This is a genomic window from Streptomyces sp. NPDC004065, from assembly GCF_044903565.1.
Classification (GTDB): Bacteria; Actinomycetota; Actinomycetes; order Streptomycetales; family Streptomycetaceae; genus Streptomyces.
In genome coordinates this window covers 233456-250862 of record NZ_JBJDQT010000001.1, presented here as the reverse complement: position 1 = coordinate 250862, position 17407 = coordinate 233456, and the positions used below count along the sequence as shown (strand labels likewise).

Here is a 17407-nt window from a genome sequence, read left to right as displayed (position 1 = left end):
TCGCAACGTGTCGCTCACGATCGGAATCGTCGGTCTGCCGAACGTCGGCAAATCGACCCTGTTCAACGCCCTGACCAAGAACGACGTGCTCGCGGCCAACTACCCCTTCGCCACGATCGAGCCCAACGTCGGCGTCGTGGGCGTTCCGGACGGACGGCTCGCCCAGCTCGCCTCGATCTTCAAGTCGGAGCGGATCCTGCCGGCCACGGTGGACTTCGTCGACATCGCCGGCATCGTGCGCGGCGCCAGCGAGGGCGAGGGCCTGGGCAACAAGTTCCTGGCGAACATCCGCGAGTCCGACGCCATCTGCCAGGTCATCCGTGCCTTCAAGGACGAGAACGTCGTGCACGTGGACGGCAAGGTCTCGCCCAAGGACGACATCGAGACGATCAACACCGAGCTGATCCTCGCCGACCTCCAGACCATCGAGAAGGTCCTGCCCCGGCTCCAGAAGGAGTCCCGGATCAAGAAGGACGTCGCGCCGAAGGTCAAGGCCGTCGAGGAGGCCAAGGAGATCCTGGAGAAGGGCGACACGCTCTTCGCGCACGGCATCGTCCAGGGCAGCGAGCGCGCGGAACTCCTGCACGACCTGCACCTGCTCACGACCAAGCCCTTCCTCTACGTCTTCAACGTCGACGAGGACGAGCTGATCGACGAGGACTTCAAGAACGAGCAGCGCGCCCTGGTCGCCCCCGCCGAGGCCATCTTCCTCAACGCCAAGCTGGAGGCCGACCTCGCCGAGCTGGACGAGGAGGACGCCCTGGAGCTGCTGCAGTCCGTCGGCCAGGACGAGCCGGGTCTGGCGACCCTCGCCCGCGTCGGCTTCAACACGCTCGGCCTGCAGACCTACCTGACGGCCGGCCCCAAGGAGGCCCGCGCCTGGACCATCAAGAAGGGCGCCACCGCCCCCGAGGCCGCCGGTGTGATCCACACCGACTTCCAGAAGGGCTTCATCAAGGCCGAGGTCATCTCCTTCGAGGACCTCCTGGCCACCGGCTCCGTAGCCGAGGCCCGAGCCAAGGGCAAGGCCCGCATGGAGGGCAAGGACTACGTCATGCAGGACGGCGACGTGGTGGAGTTCCGGTTCAATGTATAAGCCACGCATTACCGTGGATTCGGCGAATTAGCAAAACGCCAGGTCAGGCGGGGTCGGCTCGGATTCGGGTCGACCCCGTTCGCGTGCCCGTGGCTGGATTTCGCTGGATGGTCTGACGCTTCGTCACCTGCCGTCATCCGTCGTTCGCCGCACGCCGGCTGGATCGCGGCTGGACGTAACTGCGTCCCGCGGGCGTGCCTGGGCCGCACGTTCGAGTCCTGCAGCCGACGCGTCTGCCGCCACCTGAGGCTTTGCCTGGAAAAGGGCCTCAGGCTGCGTCGGAGGCCCTTTCCGGCCTTTCGGGGGCTTGCCTCGTCAGGCACAGGACTTCGCCCCGGCGATGGCTGCGGCCGGGCTCCGGCCCGGTCAGGCTTGGCGGAGCCAGGTTGAGTTGCAGGCGGGGGCGGTCACAGTTTGAACAGGACCCCGCGCCATGTCCACCCCGCGCCGAGGACCGCCTCTTGCAGGGGTGTCTTCAGCTCCGCGGAATCGAAGAGGAACTCCTCCGTCCTCTGGAGGCGGCCGTCGGCCCCCCGCTCCACTGTCCAGCGCCGGGAGACCGTTTTCACCTGCCCGCGGGACTGCTCTGCCGGCAGCGCCAACCTGGGCATACTTCCGATCCAGGTGACTTCCCACTCGCGGTCGACAGCGCGGACTTCGTGGCCCTCCGGGACCAGGCGCATCCTGATCTGAAGGGTCCGGCTCACCTGGGTCCGAGCGAAGAAGGTGTGCCAGGCCGGATCCCGGATACGCCATTCCGCAACCAGATCGGCCCCCTCAGCGTCACCGCCGCGTACAACATAAGGCGTGTCCGGCCCGCTGACTTCGAGCAACGCCGCCCGGACCTCGTCGACGGATCGCGGCGCGACGCCGCCTTTTGGACGCTTGGTACCGGTGAATATGTCGAAAAAGCTCATGAAACCATTACCTTTGAACGTCTGTCGCTCAACGTGAGATCTCCGGGTGCAGTGGGAAACGCTAGGACACCGCCCCAGTGTCCGGGCGGACCGTCCGAACGAATTCCTGGAAATCCGGCAGAACGGTGTCGTGCTGCACCGCATTCGCGACCAACTCGGAGACGCACAGCGCGATGTCGTCGATCTCCAAGGCGGCGTCGGCGGGGGGCTCGACGCGTGAACTCGCGGGCCGCGCCTACCGGTTCGGTCTGGGAGTGGAAGACCTCGGCCACGCTCACGCCAGCGGAGGCAGCATCTCTGCTCGTCATGGTCTTCACGGCGTTTTCCCTCGCTGGCTCTGGGTGCCGGTGAACGTCCTCCGGACGGTGCTGTGCGTGCTCAGCCTCGGGGCGCTCTGCTCCGCGCTGGTCCGGTACGGCCGCGCGACTCCTTCCAACCGAGCCGAATATGTGCCGCGGTGGCTCCGGTTCGGTGTCCTCCCGCCACTCCGCCCCGACCCGCCCGTCGCCGTCGGAGGTGAAGTCGCCGATGTGCTGTTCGTCCCGCAGCAGCCGGCTGCCGGGGATGGAGTCCGGCACCAGCCGCCACGAGCGGCCGCCGTGCCGTACGTCGACGCGGAACGAGCGGCGGGTCAGCCGGCCCTTCGCCGGGTCGATCACGGCTTCCTCGCCGTCCACGGTCAGCGTGAGCCGGCTGCCGTCCCGCGTCCCCACCGGGATGTGCTCGCCGGCCTCGGTGTCCTCCGCGGGGGCCGCTGCCGTGGGGGCGCGTGGGGTCGCCGTCAGCGGACGCTCACCGCTACAGGTGCGCGGCGCGGCTCATTGGCGCCCGGGGCGCCCGATTGGGTGGCGGACAGATCCCGGTACAGCTCGTCCCAGTCCAGCAGTTCGTCGCACGCCGGCCGCGGTCCCTGACCTTGCCGTGCGCGAGCGGCACCAGGTGGTCGGCCGAGGTGACGGTGGACAGCCGGTGCGCGGTCAGCAGCACCATGAACCCGCGTCCTTCAGAAGTGCGCCCGCGCGTCGGGTTCATGCCGCAGGGGAGACGGACCGTGACCGGTCGCGGGAGACGGAGTTTGACCGGTTCTGAGGCAACCGAAAGGCGGCCCAGGCTTTCTGACCTCTCGCGTCGTGCGATCGAGGGGAGACACGAGATGAGACGCTGGGCTCCGGTCACTGCCCTGCTCCTGGTCATGGCGACGTCCTGCGCCGGCTGCACCTCGGGGGAGCGTGCCGCCGAGGACGCGCGGTACGGAGCGGCCGGCGTGGGCGACCGGCTCTTCCCGGGCCTCGGCAACGGTGGCTACGACGTGGCGCACTACGGGCTGACGCTGGACTACGTGCCGGAGACCAACCACCTGAAGGGCACGGCGGTCATCACGGCGCGGGCCACCCAGGACCTGAGCCGTTTCGACCTCGATCTGTCGGGGCTGCGGGTGCGCACCGCCGCGGTGCAGGGGGAGAGGGCCCAAGTGGCCCGTGAAGGGGACGAGCTGCTCGTGACGCCGGCGGCGACCGTGCGCGACGGCGAGACGTTCAGGACCGTCGTCACCTACGACGGCACCCCGCGCACCCTCGGGAGTGACGACGGCGGCCGGGAGGGCTGGATCGAGACCGACGACGGCTCGGCGGCCCTGGGCCAGCCGAGCGGGTCCATGACCTGGTTCCCGGGCAACCACCACCCCTCGGACAAGGCCACCTACGACATCACGGTCACGGTGCCCAAGGACGAGGACGGCGACGCCTACGACGTGGTCGGCAACGGTGAGCTGGTCGAGGAGGAGGACAACGGCGGCACGGTGACCCGGCACTGGCGCACCGCGGAGCCCATGGCCGGCTACGTCGCCCATGTCTCCGTCGGGCACTTCGAAATCCACAAGGGCCGGACCCACGACGGCCTGCCCGTCCACGTCGCCGTCGACCCGGACGAGTCCGAGGACGCCGCCCGCGTCCCGGAGCTGGTGCCCGAGATCGTGGACTGGGCGAGCGGAAAGTTCGGTCCCTACCCCTTCTCCTCGGCCGGTGCCGTCGTCGACCACCTGCCCGGGCTGGACTACGCCCTGGAGACCCAGACCAAGCCCTACTTCGGCGAGGCGCCCGACGCGCCGTTGCTCGTGCATGAGCTGGCGCACCAGTGGTTCGGCAACTCCGTCACCCCGCGCGCGTGGAAGGACATCTGGCTCAGCGAGGGGCTGGCCACCTACGCGGAGTGGCTCTGGGAGGAGGAGCGGGGCGACAGGAGCGCCGGTGAGATCTTCGAGGACTTCTACGACGGGACGGACCCCGAGAGCGAGGGCATCTGGGCCTTCCCGCCGGCCGATCCGCCCAGCGCGCAGCGCCTCTCCGATCCGCCCGTCTACGGACGGGGCGCGATGGTCGTGCACAAGGTGCGCGAGGCCGTCGGCGACCAGGCCTTCTTCGGCATTCTCCGGGCCTGGACCCGGCAGCACCGGCACGGCAACGCCGACACCCGGCAGTTCATCGCCCTGTGCGAGGCCAGGTCCGGGAAGGACCTGACCGGGCTCTTCGACGCCTGGCTGTTCGGCAGGCGGAAGCCGGCGCGCGGGTGACGAGGGTGCGATGCGGAGGTGCCCGCAACCTGTGGCCCCTGAAGGGACGGACAGCCACCGCCCGGACCGGGCGGGTGGTGGCAGTATGCGGGGACGGGCAGGAAGGGGTGGGCGCGTGGGGCGTGCGGAGCGGGAGGCGGTCGCCGGGGGAACGCTGCTGTACGAGGCCGCTCGGGCGCTGGTGGGTGACCACGAACGGGTCGTCGAGGCCGTACGGGAGGCGCTGCGGCCGATCCAGGACGCGGCGGTGCGGCGCGAGCTGGAGGCCATTCCCGTCGCCCGGCTGCAGGACGTCACCGAGGGACGGCTGCGGCTCGCGAGCGTCGAGCGGAGCGGGCTGCGCACGGTGGGCAGCGTGCTCGACGCGGGCGCCTACCGGCTGCGGCAGATCCCCGGGGTCGGGCAGCGCACCGCCGACCACATGCTCGCCGCCGCCCGCCGGCTCGAGGAGGCCGCGCACGAGACCGTGGCCGTCCACATCGACGTGGACCGGCCCGAGCCGGACACCACCGCGCTGGTCAGGGCGCTGCACGTGCTGGTGGAGGCCGGTCCGGACGCCCGCCGCGCGGTCGACCGGGCCGTCGCGCTGTCGCAGCGGCTGGTGCCGCTGCTGGCCGACGCCAGGCCCGCCGCCGGACGTCTGCGGATGGCCGTGGCGGTCGGGAGCAGACGCGCCCGGGCGCTCGCGGCGGTCGCGGAGATCCGGGCGCTCGTGGACGAGGCGGAGCGGGCGGACCTGCCCGGGCTGTTCGCCCAGGCGTCGGTCGACCTGCTGCGGGGGCCCGCCGGGGACATCGCCGCCTGGGTGGACTTCGAACTCCGCTCGGCCGAGTACTACAGCCTGCTCGCGGAGGTCTCCGGGCGGCGGCCGGACGCCGCCGCCTCCGAGGGGTTCCTGCCGGAGGAGGTCGCCGAGCGGGTGCGCGGCCAGCACCTCGACGACTCGCGGCGGCGGGTCTCCCTGCGCGGCTACCAGGCTTTTGGCGCACGGTTCGCGCTGGCGCAGCGCAAGGTGATGCTCGGCGACGAGATGGGTCTCGGCAAGACGATCCAGGCGATCGCCGTGCTGGCGCATCTGGCCGCGCGGGGACTGACCCGCTTCATGGTCGTCTGCCCGGCGAGCGTCCTGGTGAACTGGACACGGGAGGTGGAGGCCCGCAGCGCCCTGCGCGTCGCGGTGCTGCACGGTCCCGGCCGGCAGGACGCGTTCGCCGAGTGGCGGCGGCGCGGCGGGGTCGCCGTCACCACGTTCGACGCGCTGCGGGGCTTTCCCGCACCGGGCGCGGGGGAGGTCGGGCTGCTCGTCGTCGACGAGGCCCACTGCGTGAAGAACCCGAAGGCCAAGCGGTCGCAGGCGGTCGCCGTCTGGGCGGAGCGCTGCGAGCGGGCGCTGTTCATGACCGGAACCCCGATGGAGAACAGGGTCGTGGAGTTCCGCAACCTGGTGGGGATGCTCGATCCCCGGGTGGCGGCCGCCCTGGACGAGCGGGAGGCGCCCGCCGGGCCGGTCGGCTTCCGCAAGGCCGTCGCCCCCGTCTACCTGCGGCGCAACCAGGTGGACGTGCTGACCGAACTGCCCACGCTCCAGCACACCGACGAGTGGGAGGAGCCGAGCGCGTCCGACGAGGAGGCGTACGGGGAGGCCGTGCGGGCCGGCAACTTCATGGCGATGCGCCGGGCCGCGTACGCGCGTCCCGGCAAGTCGGCCAAGCTGGAACGGCTGCGGGAGATCGTCCGGGAGGCCGGTGAGAACGGGCAGAAGACCGTGGTCTTCTCCTGTTTCAGGGACGTCCTGTCCACGGTGGGGGAGGCACTCGCCGGGCCGTCGGCCGGCACACCCGCGGTGTTCGGCCCGCTCACCGGCAGCGTGCCCGCCGGGCGGCGGCAGCGGATCGTCGACGACTTCGCCGCCGCCGACGGTCCCGCGGTGCTCCTGGCGCAGATCCAGGCGGCGGGCATCGGCCTGAACCTGCAGGCCGCCTCCGTGGTCGTCCTGTGCGAGCCGCAGATCAAACCCACCCTGGAACACCAGGCGGTGGCCCGCGCCCACCGCATGGGACAGGTCAGGCCGGTCAGCGTGCACCGCCTGCTGTCCACCGGGGGAGTGGACGAGCGGCTGCTGCGGCTGCTGGAGGACAAGACCCGCCTGTTCGACGCCTACGCCCGCCGCAGCGCCGTCGCCGAGGCCACCCCGGACGCCGTCGACGTGTCCGACGCGGAGCTGGCCCGCAGGATCGTCGAGGAGGAGCAGGAACGGCTCGGGGTGCGGACGGCGGAGGACAGGCTCACGGTGTCCGAGTGAGCGGCGCCGGGCGGGTCCGCGGGGACGCGTTCCAGCACTCCGCCGGCGAACACGTCGTACAGGGGCAGGGTCTCCAGGTGGACGTAGCCGATGTGGCAGTCGCACACGGCCAGCGGGCAGGGGCGGGGGCGCAGGGCCCGCCGGTAGGAGCCGTCGTAGAGGTTGCCCAGCTCCGCCTTGACGAAGTGGCAGCGGCGCACGGTCCCGTCGCCGTCCACGGAGACCACGGACTCGCCGGTCCGGCACGGCAGGCCGGCGCTGCGGTGCGGGTGGCGGCTGTACGGGAACAGCGGGTCGAGCGCCGTCCACTCGCCGGCCTCGGCGTCGGTGTAGGTGTGCCCCTCGGCCGCGTTGACCCACAGGTACACGTGGGCGGGCAGGTCGGCGCGCAGCCGGCGGGCGTGCTCCAGGTGTCCGGGCAGGCCGACGACGCCGACGCTGTGGCGGACGCCGCGGGCGGCCAGGTCGTGGCACTTCGCCAGGAAGCGGTCGTAGGGCGTCTGCCCCGGGTGGAAGGTGCACCACAGGGCGAGGGTGTCCAGGTCGGCGCCGGACAGCCAGTCGGTACGGCAGCTGAGATTGGTCTGGATCGCCACCCGGCCGATGTGCGGCAGCCGGCTCAGCTCCGTGAGCGTGCGCCGGTACCAGGACCGCACCAGGCCCTCGCCCCACGGGGTGAACAGCACGGACAGGCGGTCCTCCCGCTGCGCGGCCGCCCAGCCGGCGAAGCGCTCCAGCGCGGCGCGGTCCGCGGTCAGCTCGGCGCGGCTGTCCCGGCGCTTGGCGAAGGGGCAGTACGGGCAGTCGTAGTCGCACGAGGCCAGGGGGCCGCGGTAGAGGATCGTCAGGTCCATGCGGGGCTCCGTCACTTGAGTTCGTAGGCGGCCATACGCGTGCGCACGGCGGCGGAGAACAGCTCCGGGCCCAGCGCGTCGGAGTACGCCAGCCCCTCCGGGGACAGCCGCAGCACGTCCTCGCCCGCGGAGCCGTCCAGCCAGCCCCGGTCGCCGAACCGGCCCAGCTCGGCGGCGAAGTCTTCCAGTGGGGAGCTGCCGAAACGCGCCCGGTAGTCCGCCACGGACATGCCCTCGGCCTGCAGCAGCGACTGCAGCAGATGGCGGCGCCGGGCCTCGTCGGCGTCCATCCACCAGCCGAAGTCGGCGTGCCGGAAGTCCTCGGCGCCGCGGGCGGTGTAGTCGTCGACGATGCCGCGTATGCGGCGCATGTCGACGGCGTAGTCGAAGGAGTAGTGCAGCGCGGAGGTGTAGGAGCGGGCGCCGCAGCCCAGGCCGACCATGCCGTCGGTCTGGCACGCGTAGTCCTCCCCGCCGGTCGCGGGGGCGTCCGCGCGGCGGAACATGCGCATGGAGACCTGCTCGTAGCCGTGCGCGAGGAGGTGGTCGCGGCCGTGGCGGTACAGCCGCAGCCGCTGTTCGTCCCACTGCGCGTCGCCCCGCTGGTTCCTCTGCGCGTTCGTCTGCGGGGCGCGCCCCGTCGCCTGTCCGGCCGGTGCGGCGCCGGTCTCGGGGGCGCGGTGCCGGCCGAGCCCGGTCAGCGGGCGGACGTAGAGGGGGTAGAGGTACAGCTCCTCGGGCCGCCAGGCGAGCGCCGCGTCGAGGGAGCGGCGCCAGGAGTCCTCGGTCTGGCCGTCGATGCCGTAGATCAGGTCGATGTTGAGGACGGGGATCGCGGTGTCGCGGATCCGGGCCAGGGCCGCCTCGACGTCCTGCCGCCGCTGGGGGCGGACCGCCGCGCGCGCCTCGGCGTCGTCGAAGCTCTGCACGCCCAGGCTCAGCCGTGTGGTGCCGCGCGCGGCCAGCACGGACAGGCGGTCGGCGGTCGCCGTGGCGGGCGAGGCCTCCACGGACAGCGGGATCGCGGCCAGGTCGGCGCCCAGGCCGCGCTCGGCCAGGTCGCACAGCCGCTCCAGCTCGGCGGCCTCGAGGAACGTCGGAGTGCCGCCGCCGAAGGCCGCGTTGGCGAAGTGCGCGCCGTCGCCCAGCGCGTCGCGGACCGCGGTGGCCTGCCGCTCCAGCGCGTCCAGGTAGGCGGTGGTCAGGCCGTCCGGCGCGCCGATGCGGGTGAACAGGTTGCAGAAGCCGCAGCGGACCTCGCAGAAGGGGATGTGGAAGTAGAGGGACAGGGCGTCCTTCGGCTCGCCGGCCCACAGCGCGCGCAGGGACGCCTCCGCGCGGCGCAGCGGCCGGTAGGCCGTCTTGTGCGGATAGGCGTAGACGTAGTGCTGGTAGGGGCGGACGGCCGGCGGGGCCGCCGCTTCGGTGAGGGTCATCGGGCCTCGCGGGAGGAGTCGAGGAAGAAGTGGGCGTAGGGCACGGTCCAGACGACGTCGTGGCCGATGCGGTGACCGGTGTAGCCGTCCTCGCCGTACGCGGTGCCGTGGTCGGAGCAGACGATCACGAAGGACGGGCCGCGGCCGGCGACGGCCTCCAGGAGCCGCCCCATGTGCCGGTCCACGTACTCCAGGGCCGCCGCGTGGGTGTCCCGCGAGTCGCCCGCCGCGCGGGTGGCGCCGGGCAGGTGGAACCAGTTGGGCTGGTGCAGCGCCGACACGTTGACGAAGAGGAACAGGCGCTGCTCGGGGCCGAGTCCGGCGACGACCTTCTCGGCGCGGGCCACCTGGGCCTCGAAGGACGTGGGCGAGGTGACGCCGAACTCCGGCTCCCAGTGGCTCTCCTGGAACAGTCCGGGCAGGACCGAGCCCAGCGGCCCCTGCTTGTTGAAGAAGCCGACGCCGCCGATGCAGACGGTGCGGTAGCCGGCGGCGGCCAGCCCCGACACCAGATCGGGGGTGTCGTGGACGAAGGTGCCGTCCGCGGTGCTCTCGCTGCCGGCGAAACGGGCGGCGAACAGCCGCGGATGCGGGCCCGGCGAGGCCGGGGTCGGCAGGAAGCCCGCGAAGATCGCCTGGTGGGAGGCGTAGGTGAAGCTGCCGGGGGCGTGCCGGCGCTCCCAGCGCCCGCCGGGCAGGTGCCGGGCCAGGTGGGGGGTGCGGCCGGCCGCGGCCAGCTCCTGCGCCACGTCGTAGCGCAGGGTGTCCAGGGTGACCAGCAGGATGTCGTGGCTGCCCACGACCTCGTTCATGTCGATGTCCACGTCGATGCTCGTGTCGATGTGCATGTCGGTCGGCGCGGTCATGCGGGTGTTCCTCGTGTTCCTCGTGCGGGGTGCGGGCGGGCCTCGGCCGTGGTCACGGACGCGGTCACGGCCGGTACGGCGGCGACCTGCGCGGCGTAGGTGTCCAGGCCCTCGGCGCCGCTGCCGGGCAGGCCGGTCAGGCCGGGCAGCAGATCGCCGAAGGCGTTGACCTCGCCGACGGTGAAGCGCCGCCAGCGGGTGCCGGGCAGCACGTCGACGCCGACGCACGGCGTGCCCGGGAAGCAGGCCGCCGCCCGCTCCGCGGTCTCCAGCGCCTGGCCGAGGCTGCCGCCGGCCGCCGCGATCGCCTCGCGGGCCGCGTCCAGGTCACCGCGCGCGCCGCCCAGGTGCAGATTGGTCATGGGGTGCCGGCTGGTCCGTACGACGGCGTGCGTGGCGCGCCCGGCGACGACGACCACCCGCAGATCGGCGGCCCGGCCGGCCTGCGCGGCCTTGGGCAGCCACCGCTCGACGTGCAGCCCGTCCGGGGCCAGCCGGTCCACCAGGGCGGCCACCTCGCGCTCGGAGGTGTAGTGGCGCACCCGCAGCGAGTTGAACAGCCGGCCGTCGGGCGTCAGCTCCACGGAGGTCGTGGCCCTGACCCGGCCCGGACCGGCCACCGTGAGCGCGACCACCCCGGAGGCCGACGAACCGTGCGCGGGCTTCACGAACGCCCGCGCCAGGCGCGCCTCGGCCAGTCGCCGCCGCAGGTCCGTCCAGCCGCCGACCGGCCCGGTCAGCGCCGGGGGGACCGGGACGCCCGCGGCGGTGAGCCGGGCGTGGCAGCGCCGCTTGTCGAACATCACCGCGACGTCCTCCGGATCGGCCGACACCACCGCGCCCGCCCGGCCGGCCGCGTCCGCCACCTCGCGGACCGCCGCGGTGAAGCGGCGGTACCACAGGGCCGTGCCCTCCACCCGGGCCGGGTCGTCGGCGCCCCGCAGCAGCCGGTCGACCTCCGCGTTCTCGCCGGGGGAGTCGATGCGTACGAACTCGCCGGGCGCGAAGGCGTACCGGCCGCGCAGCACCTCCCGCCAGGCGAGCACGCGCGGCGCCGGGTGCCCCGCCGCGCGCACGGCGCGGGCGAACAGCGTCGTGCGCCGGTTCTCCGGGTTGCCGACGACGGCGAACCGCGCGCCGCTGCCGGGGGGTTCCGCGAGGGTCATCGCGCGCCGCTCACTCGGCCACGGCGGTGTAGCGGTGGATCTCGCCGTCCCACTCGTCCTCGTCGCCCCGCTCGGACAGGTCGACCTCCACGCCGGAGGGCTCGAGCGCCGCCCGCAGGCGGTCGGCCACCGGGTCGCTGACGAAGTGGTGGTGGAGGTCCAGCCAGGTGAGGTGGCTGAGCGGCTGCCCGCCGAGCAGTGCCGCGACCCCCTCGTCGGTGAGCACCCCGAGGGACAGGTCCAGCGACTTCAGCTGTGCGACCACCGGCGCCGCGGCCACGGCGGCGGCGATCTCGTCCTGTATCTCGCTGTTGCGCAGGCCGAGATGGCGCAGGGCGGGGAACCGGCCGCCGGCCAGGATCGGTTCGAGGTCGGCCACGGTCGCGTCACCGCCGTACTCCTCGACGCCCAGCCACATCTCGAGGTACTCCAGCGAGGGCAGTTCACTGGCCGCCACTCCGCGCACCACCTCGCCGGGCAGGCCGCCGGCCTCGAAGCACAGGGTGCGCAGGTGCTTGTGGCGCACGGCGGGGAAGCGCAGCCCGGTGCCACCGCGCACGCCGAACTCCTCCAGGCGCGGATAGGCGTCGAGGACCGGTGTCACGTCGTCCTGCTCGATCCAGGAGATCTCCGCCTCCTCCTGCTCCAGGTCGCCGATGAACACCGCCCGAAGGTTCGTCAGCCGGTCACGGGCGTCCACGAGGCGCTGGACGACGACGCGCGAGTCGTTGTCGTAAGGCTCGCCCCACTGGCCCACGATCAGCGCGCGGACGCCGGCGGGGTCCACGGAGCCGAAGAAGCGGTCCCAGAGGTCGCCGAACTCCTCCGGGCCGTCGCCGTAGGGGTCGACGGCCAGCCGCCAGGCCACGGCGCCCGCCTCCGGCAGTTCCCGCCCGTCCCCGGGCGGCGGGAAGTCGAAGGCCGGGAGGCCGTGCAGCTCGCGCAGATGGGCAGCGACGTCGGACATGTCGTGGGCCTCCTGAGGTGGGCGGTCGCGGCGTTGTGCTCGCGCGAAGAGTTGTACCAAGCCCCACCGACAACGGGCCGTCCGGGGACCGCCGATGCCGTGGTCACGGCGGCACAACGCCTGGTGGGGGGCGTTGTCAGACCCCCCGCGTAGCTTCGTGGGCATCGGGTCGGCGCGATGCCGACGGCGGAGGGAGACACGTATGTACCGGCAGGGGGACGTCCTGATCGTGCCCGTCGCCGAGGCGGCCGTGCCACCGGGCACCGACCGGCTGCCGCGGCGGCCGCGGGACGCCCGGGGGCGGCTCGTCCTGGCGCTCGGCGAGGTCACCGGGCACGCCCACGCGGTGGTCGGACCGGGCACGCTGGTCCGGGAGACCGGGCCGTTCGGCGCCGCCTACCTCCATCTCCCGGACGGCGGCCGGGTGGTGCACGAGGAGCACGCGGCGATACCGCTGCCCAAGGGCTGGTACCGGGTGGTGCGGCAGCGCGAGTACGTGCCCGGCGCGGTACGCGTCGTGGCGGACTGAGGAATCGGGGGAGAGCGACGATGACGACGACCGTGGGGACGACGACCGTGGGGACGCCGACCGTGGGGACGCCGACCGTGGGGACGGCGCCGGCGGGTACGGCGACGGACGCGGAGGCGGCGGAGGCGGCGGAGGCGGAGGCGGCGGAGGCGGCGGGGGCGTCGGAGGTGACGGGGGCGTGGCGCGAGGTGGCCGCGGCGACCGGCCCGGCGGACCGCGCGGCGGCGGAGGAGGGCGTGCGCCTGGCCTACCGGCTGGCGGGCCTGCCGGAACCGGGGGAGATCGTCTGGGTGGGCTCGCCCCGGGCGGGGGCGCTGCTGGCCGCACGGCTCACCGCCGACGGCAGGGCCGGCCGCAGCGTCCGCGACGAGGTGCGCTCCCGGCCGTGGGCCGCCGCGCGGGAGCGTGTCTGCGCCGGGCTCGGGCCGGCCGGCTGGGCCGGGCACTGGGCCCTGACGGGCGCGGCGCTGTGGCCCGGCACGACCGCGCTCGCCGAACGCATCCGGACCGGCGTGGTCGAGACAGTGGCCGCCGCGCCGGGGGACGGGACGCGTGCAGGGGACGAGACGCGTACCGGGGACGGTGCGCAGACGGGGGATGCGGCTGGTACGGCGAGCGGGCCGGGCGCGGTGGACCGAGCGGGTACGGCGAGCGGGCCGGGCGCGGCGGATGAGGAGGCGGTGCGGCTCGTGCTCCTCGACGCGGTCCTCGGCCAGCACGACGCCGCCTGGCTGGCCGCCTTCGACGGCCGGGACGGCTGGGAGGAACTGCGGGGCATCGCCGCGGTCGCCCGCGCGGCCGGCTGGTGGTGGCCGTACGAGAGGACGGCGATCGTCGCGGAACGCCCCGTGGAACTGCGCCGTGACGAGGCCGGGCGGCTGCACCGCGGGGACGGACCCGCGCTCGCCTTCCCGGACGGCTTCGCGCTGCACGCCTGGCACGGCATGCCGGTGCCCGGCGAGTTCCTCGGCGGTCTCGCGGCCCTCACCCCGCGGCGCATACGCGAGGAGGAGAACGCCGAGCTGCGCCGCGTGATGCTCGAGCACTACGGCTACGAGCGGTATCTGGAGGAGTCCGGCGCGGAGCCCGTGCAGCGCGACGAGGCCGGGGTGCTGTGGCGGATCGAACTGGAGGGGGACGAGCCGCTGGTGATGGTCGAGGTGGTCAACTCCACGCCCGAGCCGGACGGCACCCATCGCACCTACTGGCTGCGCGTGCCGCCCCGGACCCGGACGGCCAAGGAGGGCGTCGCCTGGACCTTCGGACTGTCCGAGGCGGAGTACGTGCCGCAGAGGGAGACCTGAGCGGGCCGCCGGGCGGCAAGGCCGCTGGGTCGCGGGGCCGCCGGGCCGCGCGCCCCCGGGCCGCCGCGGCGTCGGGACGGTCCTGGCCGCCGGGCCGGCCCGGGCGGTCACAGCAGGAAGGGGAGGTTCACGATCAGGGCGCGGCTGCACGGGGCCCGTTGCGAGATGGAGGCGGGCGCCGCGGCCACCGCCCGGGACCGGCTGACGGAACCCGCCGCCCGGGCGGCGCGGGAGCTGGGCCCCGACCACCCGCTGGTCACCGACGCACGCGGCCTCGCGGCCCTGTGCCGTGGTCTGACCGGGGACGCGGCCGGCGCGCGGGACGCCTGCACCGGGCTCGTCGTGGCGCTGGAGCGGCGGCTCGGCCCCGCGCACCCGGTCACCCTGAACGCCCTCGCCGACCTCGGGCGCTGGTCCGGCGAGGCCGGTGACACCGCCGCGGTCGACGCGCACGCCAGGGCGGTGGCCGGGCTGGAGGCCGCCCTCGGCCGGCTGCACCAGGACACCCTGGTGGCCCGCCACAACCTCGCCTACTGGCAGGGGCCGGCCGGGGAACGCGGGCGCGCGGTCGAGGAGTTCGCGCTCGCGGCGCGGGACGCGGAGCGGGCGCTCGGCGCCGACCATCCGACCACGCTGACGTACCGGGTCAACCTCGCCTACTGGCAGGGGCCGGCCGGGGAACGCGGGCGGGCGGTCGAGGAGTTCGCGCTCGCGGCGCGGGAGGCGGAGCGGGCGCTCGGCGCCGACCATCCGACCACGCTGACGTACCGGGTCAACCTCGCCTACTGGCACGGGCCGGCCGGCGACGCGGCCGCGGCGTCGACGGAACTGGCCGCGCTCCAGCCCGCCGTCGACCGGGTCCTCGGCCCCGATCACCCCCGCGCGCTGCGCACCCGTCAGCAGCGGCCCGAACTGCTGCACCACGTCGGCCGCGAGGCCGAGGCGACCGCCGTACTCACCGCCCTCCTCGCCGACATGGCCCGCGTCCAGGGCGCCGCCCATCCCCGCACCCGCGAGGTCGCGGACGCGCTCAGCCGCACCCGCGAGGTGGCGGACGCTCCCTGAGCCGCACCCGCGAGGTCGCGGACGTGCCGAACCGTACCCGCGAGGCCACGGACGCGCCGTCCCGGGCCGCGAGCAGGAACCACCCCCCGACGTGCGGGCCCCCTACGATCCCCGCGTGCGCCCGCGCCCGGGAGCACCCTGGCGCACCCATGGCGCACCCGGGAGCCCCCATGACGCGCCGGGGTGCGCCGCGTGTGCGCCGCGGGTTTTCGGTCAGAGCGGCGGCGCGGGCGAGGGCGTACCCGCCGTGCGCGGCGGGCGCCGGCCCGGGCGGCGGTGGCCGCCCCCGAGGCGTCGGGCGGCCCGGAACGCGTAGGCCGCGCGGCCCCCGATAGGTCTTCGATAGCCGGCCCGTAGCGGCGCCGGGCCGCGGCGATAGTGCGGCACGGGAGATTGGTTCTCGCCAGATACACGGCCCGCCAAGCGGCCACGGACATGGTGAGGACTCAAGATGCTGATGGACACGCAATCCCGGCCGGCAGCGAGGGAGGTGACGTCCCCGGATGCCGCCGTGCTCAGCTCGGTCGTCAAGCGCTTCACCAACGCCAAGGGCGAGGAGTTCACCGCCGTCGACGGGCTCGATCTGCGGATCCGGCGCGGCGAGGTCGTGGCCTTCCTCGGGCCGAACGGCGCCGGCAAGACGACCACCATCGACATGCTGCTGGGACTCACCCGTCCCGACTCCGGCCAGGTGGAGCTGTTCGGCCGGGCGCCGCAGCTCGCGGTGCGCGCCGGGCAGGTGGCCGCGGTGCTGCAGTCGGGCGGGCTGCTGCCCGACCTGACGGTCGAGGCGACCGTGCGCATGCTCGGCTCGCTGCACTCCGGCGCCGACGTCGAGCAGGTCATGGCCCGGGCCGGCATCACCGCACTGCGCCACCGGCGGGTCGCCGAGTGCTCCGGCGGTGAGCAGCAGCGGCTGCGGTTCGCCGTCGCGCTGCTGTCGGACCCGGAGTTCCTGGTGCTGGACGAGCCGACGGCCGGCATGGACGTCGCCGCCCGCCGGGAGTTCTGGGCCACCGTCCGGGAGGACGCCGAGCGCGGCATGACCGTCATGTTCGCCACCCACTACATGGAGGAGGCCGACCAGTTCGCCGACCGTGTGGTGATGGTGGACCGCGGCCGGGTGGTCGCCGACGGTTCGGCCTCGTCCCTGCGCGCCGCCATCAGCGGACGTACCGTCTCCGCCCTGATCAGCCCGCACGACGCCCAGGCCGTGGCCGCCTCCCCGCAGGTGCGCTCCTGCACGGTCCGCGGCGAGCGCCACTACTTCGACGCCACCGACTCCGACGCCCTGCTGCGGCTGCTGGTGACGCGGACCTCGGCCACCGAGATCGAGGTCGCCCCGCGCAGCCTGGAGGAGGCCTTCATGGCCCTCACCCACCAGGGCCGTACCACCGCCCAGGAGGGCCCGCGATGACCACCGCGACCGCGCCGGCCGCCGCCCCCGCCCGCACCCCGCGCACCTCGGCCTTCAGCGGCGTCAACCCGACCTTCGTCCGCTACGAGCTGCGCCGCCGCTTCAACCGCCAGACGACGATCTTCACCCTGCTCCTCCCGGCGGTCCTCTACCTCGCCCTGTTCCGCACCGCGCCGGCCCACGGGTCCGTGCCGCACGGCAACTTCGCCGCCTGGATGATGATCGGCCTCGCCGTGTACGGCGCGGCGATGGCCGCGACCAGTTCGGCCGCCACCATCTCGGTGGAGAAGTCCGCCGGCTGGATGCGCACCATCGCGCTGACGCCGCTCGCCCCGCCCGGGTACCTGCTCGTCAAGGTGGTGTGCTCGGTGGTCATGGCGGCCGTGCCGGTCGCCATCGTCGGGGTCCTCGGCGCCGTCACGGGGGCGCACGCCGACGCCAAGGTGTGGGTGACGTCCCTGCTGGTGGCCTGGCTGGGGGCGGGGGTGTTCGCCGCGCTCGGCATCGCGCTGGGTCTCGCCCTGAAGCCCGAGGTCGTGATGCACATGCCCGGCCTGACCATGACCGCGCTCGCCTTCCTCGGCAACCTCTTCATCCCGCTCAGCGGCACCATGCTGGAGATCTCGCGGTACACGCCGATGTACGGCGTCTCCACCCTCGCCCGCTACTGGCTCACCGAGGGCTACACCTTCAGCGGCGAGCACTGCAGCCTGACGGGCGCGGTGGTCAACATCGTCGCCTGGTTCGCCGGCTTCTCCTTCATGGCGGTCCGCCGGTTCGCGAAGAGCACCGGCCGGCAGTAACGGCCGCCCGGGGCCGCGCGCCCATCGGGTCCCGCACCCGTCCGCGCCCGCACGTCATCGGGTCCCGCACCCGTCCGCGCCCGCACGTCATCGGGTCCCGCACCCGTCCGCGCCCG

The 17407-nt window shown here is 73.9% G+C and carries 14 protein-coding genes and 1 pseudogene; 9 read left to right on the top strand and 6 right to left on the bottom strand.

Annotation, left to right across the window (positions count from 1 at the left end; translation table 11 throughout):
• Positions 1-7: 7 nt before the first annotated feature.
• On the top strand, positions 8-1096 hold the full coding sequence (gene ychF / locus ACI2LW_RS01115; RefSeq protein WP_404729007.1) for a redox-regulated ATPase YchF: 1089 nt from the start codon (positions 8-10) through the stop codon (positions 1094-1096).
• Between the two features lie 407 nt (positions 1097-1503).
• On the opposite strand, the gene ACI2LW_RS01110 is transcribed toward ychF, so the two are convergent.
• Positions 1504-2013, bottom strand: coding sequence for a hypothetical protein (locus ACI2LW_RS01110; RefSeq protein WP_404729006.1), 510 nt, complete (start codon positions 2011-2013; stop codon positions 1504-1506).
• 46 nt (positions 2014-2059) lie between these two features.
• On the opposite strand from ACI2LW_RS01110, the gene ACI2LW_RS01105 reads away from it, so the two are divergent.
• The 3 genes and pseudogenes from ACI2LW_RS01105 to ACI2LW_RS01095 all read left to right on the top strand — a co-directional run.
• Positions 2060-2233, top strand: coding sequence for a hypothetical protein (locus ACI2LW_RS01105; protein ID WP_404729005.1), 174 nt, complete (start codon positions 2060-2062; stop codon positions 2231-2233).
• Between the two features lie 933 nt (positions 2234-3166).
• Positions 3167-4582 (top strand): M1 family metallopeptidase, encoded by a 1416-nt coding sequence (locus ACI2LW_RS01100; protein ID WP_404729004.1) that lies wholly within the window; start codon positions 3167-3169, stop codon positions 4580-4582.
• Positions 4583-4592: 10 nt separating this feature from the next.
• Positions 4593-6581, top strand: a pseudogene (locus ACI2LW_RS01095) (DEAD/DEAH box helicase); the annotation flags it as partial.
• Positions 6582-6739: 158 nt separating this feature from the next.
• Here ACI2LW_RS01095 and ACI2LW_RS01090 read toward each other — a convergent pair.
• The 5 genes from ACI2LW_RS01090 to ACI2LW_RS01070 are packed head-to-tail and all read right to left on the bottom strand — an operon-like array spanning position 6740 to position 12173.
• Entirely contained in the window at positions 6740-7738 is a 999-nt protein-coding gene (locus ACI2LW_RS01090; RefSeq protein WP_404729003.1) for an STM4011 family radical SAM protein, read from the bottom strand.
• Between the two features lie 11 nt (positions 7739-7749).
• Positions 7750-9174: an STM4012 family radical SAM protein gene (locus ACI2LW_RS01085; protein ID WP_404729002.1), complete on the bottom strand. Its 1425-nt coding sequence runs from the start codon at positions 9172-9174 to the stop codon at positions 7750-7752.
• Complete coding sequence (locus ACI2LW_RS01080) at positions 9171-9986, bottom strand: STM4013/SEN3800 family hydrolase (protein WP_404729485.1); 816 nt, start codon at positions 9984-9986, stop codon at positions 9171-9173. Before ACI2LW_RS01080 ends, ACI2LW_RS01085 begins: the two co-directional genes overlap by 4 nt.
• Before the next feature lie 50 nt (positions 9987-10036).
• Positions 10037-11206 (bottom strand): STM4014 family protein, encoded by a 1170-nt coding sequence (locus ACI2LW_RS01075; RefSeq protein WP_404729001.1) that lies wholly within the window; start codon positions 11204-11206, stop codon positions 10037-10039.
• 10 nt (positions 11207-11216) lie between these two features.
• Complete coding sequence (locus ACI2LW_RS01070) at positions 11217-12173, bottom strand: STM4015 family protein (RefSeq protein WP_404729000.1); 957 nt, start codon at positions 12171-12173, stop codon at positions 11217-11219.
• Between the two features lie 202 nt (positions 12174-12375).
• On the opposite strand from ACI2LW_RS01070, the gene ACI2LW_RS01065 reads away from it, so the two are divergent.
• From ACI2LW_RS01065 to ACI2LW_RS01045, 5 genes are all read left to right on the top strand, one after another.
• A complete protein-coding gene (locus tag ACI2LW_RS01065; protein WP_404728999.1) occupies positions 12376-12702 on the top strand; it encodes a hypothetical protein in 327 nt (108 codons plus the stop codon).
• Positions 12703-12722: 20 nt separating this feature from the next.
• A complete protein-coding gene (locus tag ACI2LW_RS01060) occupies positions 12723-14006 on the top strand; it encodes a DUF6745 domain-containing protein (RefSeq protein ID WP_404728998.1) in 1284 nt (427 codons plus the stop codon).
• Positions 14007-14171: 165 nt separating this feature from the next.
• Positions 14172-15071 (top strand): hypothetical protein, encoded by a 900-nt coding sequence (locus ACI2LW_RS01055; RefSeq protein ID WP_404728997.1) that lies wholly within the window; start codon positions 14172-14174, stop codon positions 15069-15071.
• Between the two features lie 457 nt (positions 15072-15528).
• Complete coding sequence (locus tag ACI2LW_RS01050) at positions 15529-16488, top strand: ABC transporter ATP-binding protein (RefSeq protein ID WP_404728996.1); 960 nt, start codon at positions 15529-15531, stop codon at positions 16486-16488.
• The gene (locus ACI2LW_RS01045) at positions 16485-17291 is read left to right on the top strand and encodes an ABC transporter permease (protein WP_404728995.1); all 807 of its coding nucleotides are present in this window, start codon (positions 16485-16487) and stop codon (positions 17289-17291) included. Before ACI2LW_RS01050 ends, ACI2LW_RS01045 begins: the two co-directional genes overlap by 4 nt.
• Positions 17292-17407 lie beyond the last annotated feature (116 nt).

What these genes read in the sequence shown, in the direction of transcription:
- ACI2LW_RS01110 (WP_404729006.1), bottom strand. Translation starts at nt 2,013, where the DNA reads ATGAGCTTTTTCGACATATTCACCGGTACCAAGCGTCCAAAAGGCGGC.
- ACI2LW_RS01100 (WP_404729004.1), top strand. Translation starts at nt 3,167, where the DNA reads ATGAGACGCTGGGCTCCGGTCACTGCCCTGCTCCTGGTCATGGCGACG.
- ACI2LW_RS01090 (WP_404729003.1), bottom strand. Translation starts at nt 7,738, where the DNA reads ATGGACCTGACGATCCTCTACCGCGGCCCCCTGGCCTCGTGCGACTAC.
- ACI2LW_RS01085 (WP_404729002.1), bottom strand. Translation starts at nt 9,174, where the DNA reads ATGACCCTCACCGAAGCGGCGGCCCCGCCGGCCGTCCGCCCCTACCAG.
- ACI2LW_RS01080 (WP_404729485.1), bottom strand. Translation starts at nt 9,986, where the DNA reads ATGAACGAGGTCGTGGGCAGCCACGACATCCTGCTGGTCACCCTGGAC.
- ACI2LW_RS01075 (WP_404729001.1), bottom strand. Translation starts at nt 11,206, where the DNA reads ATGACCCTCGCGGAACCCCCCGGCAGCGGCGCGCGGTTCGCCGTCGTC.
- ACI2LW_RS01070 (WP_404729000.1), bottom strand. Translation starts at nt 12,173, where the DNA reads ATGTCCGACGTCGCTGCCCATCTGCGCGAGCTGCACGGCCTCCCGGCC.
- ACI2LW_RS01065 (WP_404728999.1), top strand. Translation starts at nt 12,376, where the DNA reads ATGTACCGGCAGGGGGACGTCCTGATCGTGCCCGTCGCCGAGGCGGCC.
- ACI2LW_RS01060 (WP_404728998.1), top strand. Translation starts at nt 12,723, where the DNA reads ATGACGACGACCGTGGGGACGACGACCGTGGGGACGCCGACCGTGGGG.
- ACI2LW_RS01055 (WP_404728997.1), top strand. Translation starts at nt 14,172, where the DNA reads ATGGAGGCGGGCGCCGCGGCCACCGCCCGGGACCGGCTGACGGAACCC.
- ACI2LW_RS01050 (WP_404728996.1), top strand. Translation starts at nt 15,529, where the DNA reads ATGGACACGCAATCCCGGCCGGCAGCGAGGGAGGTGACGTCCCCGGAT.
- ACI2LW_RS01045 (WP_404728995.1), top strand. Translation starts at nt 16,485, where the DNA reads ATGACCACCGCGACCGCGCCGGCCGCCGCCCCCGCCCGCACCCCGCGC.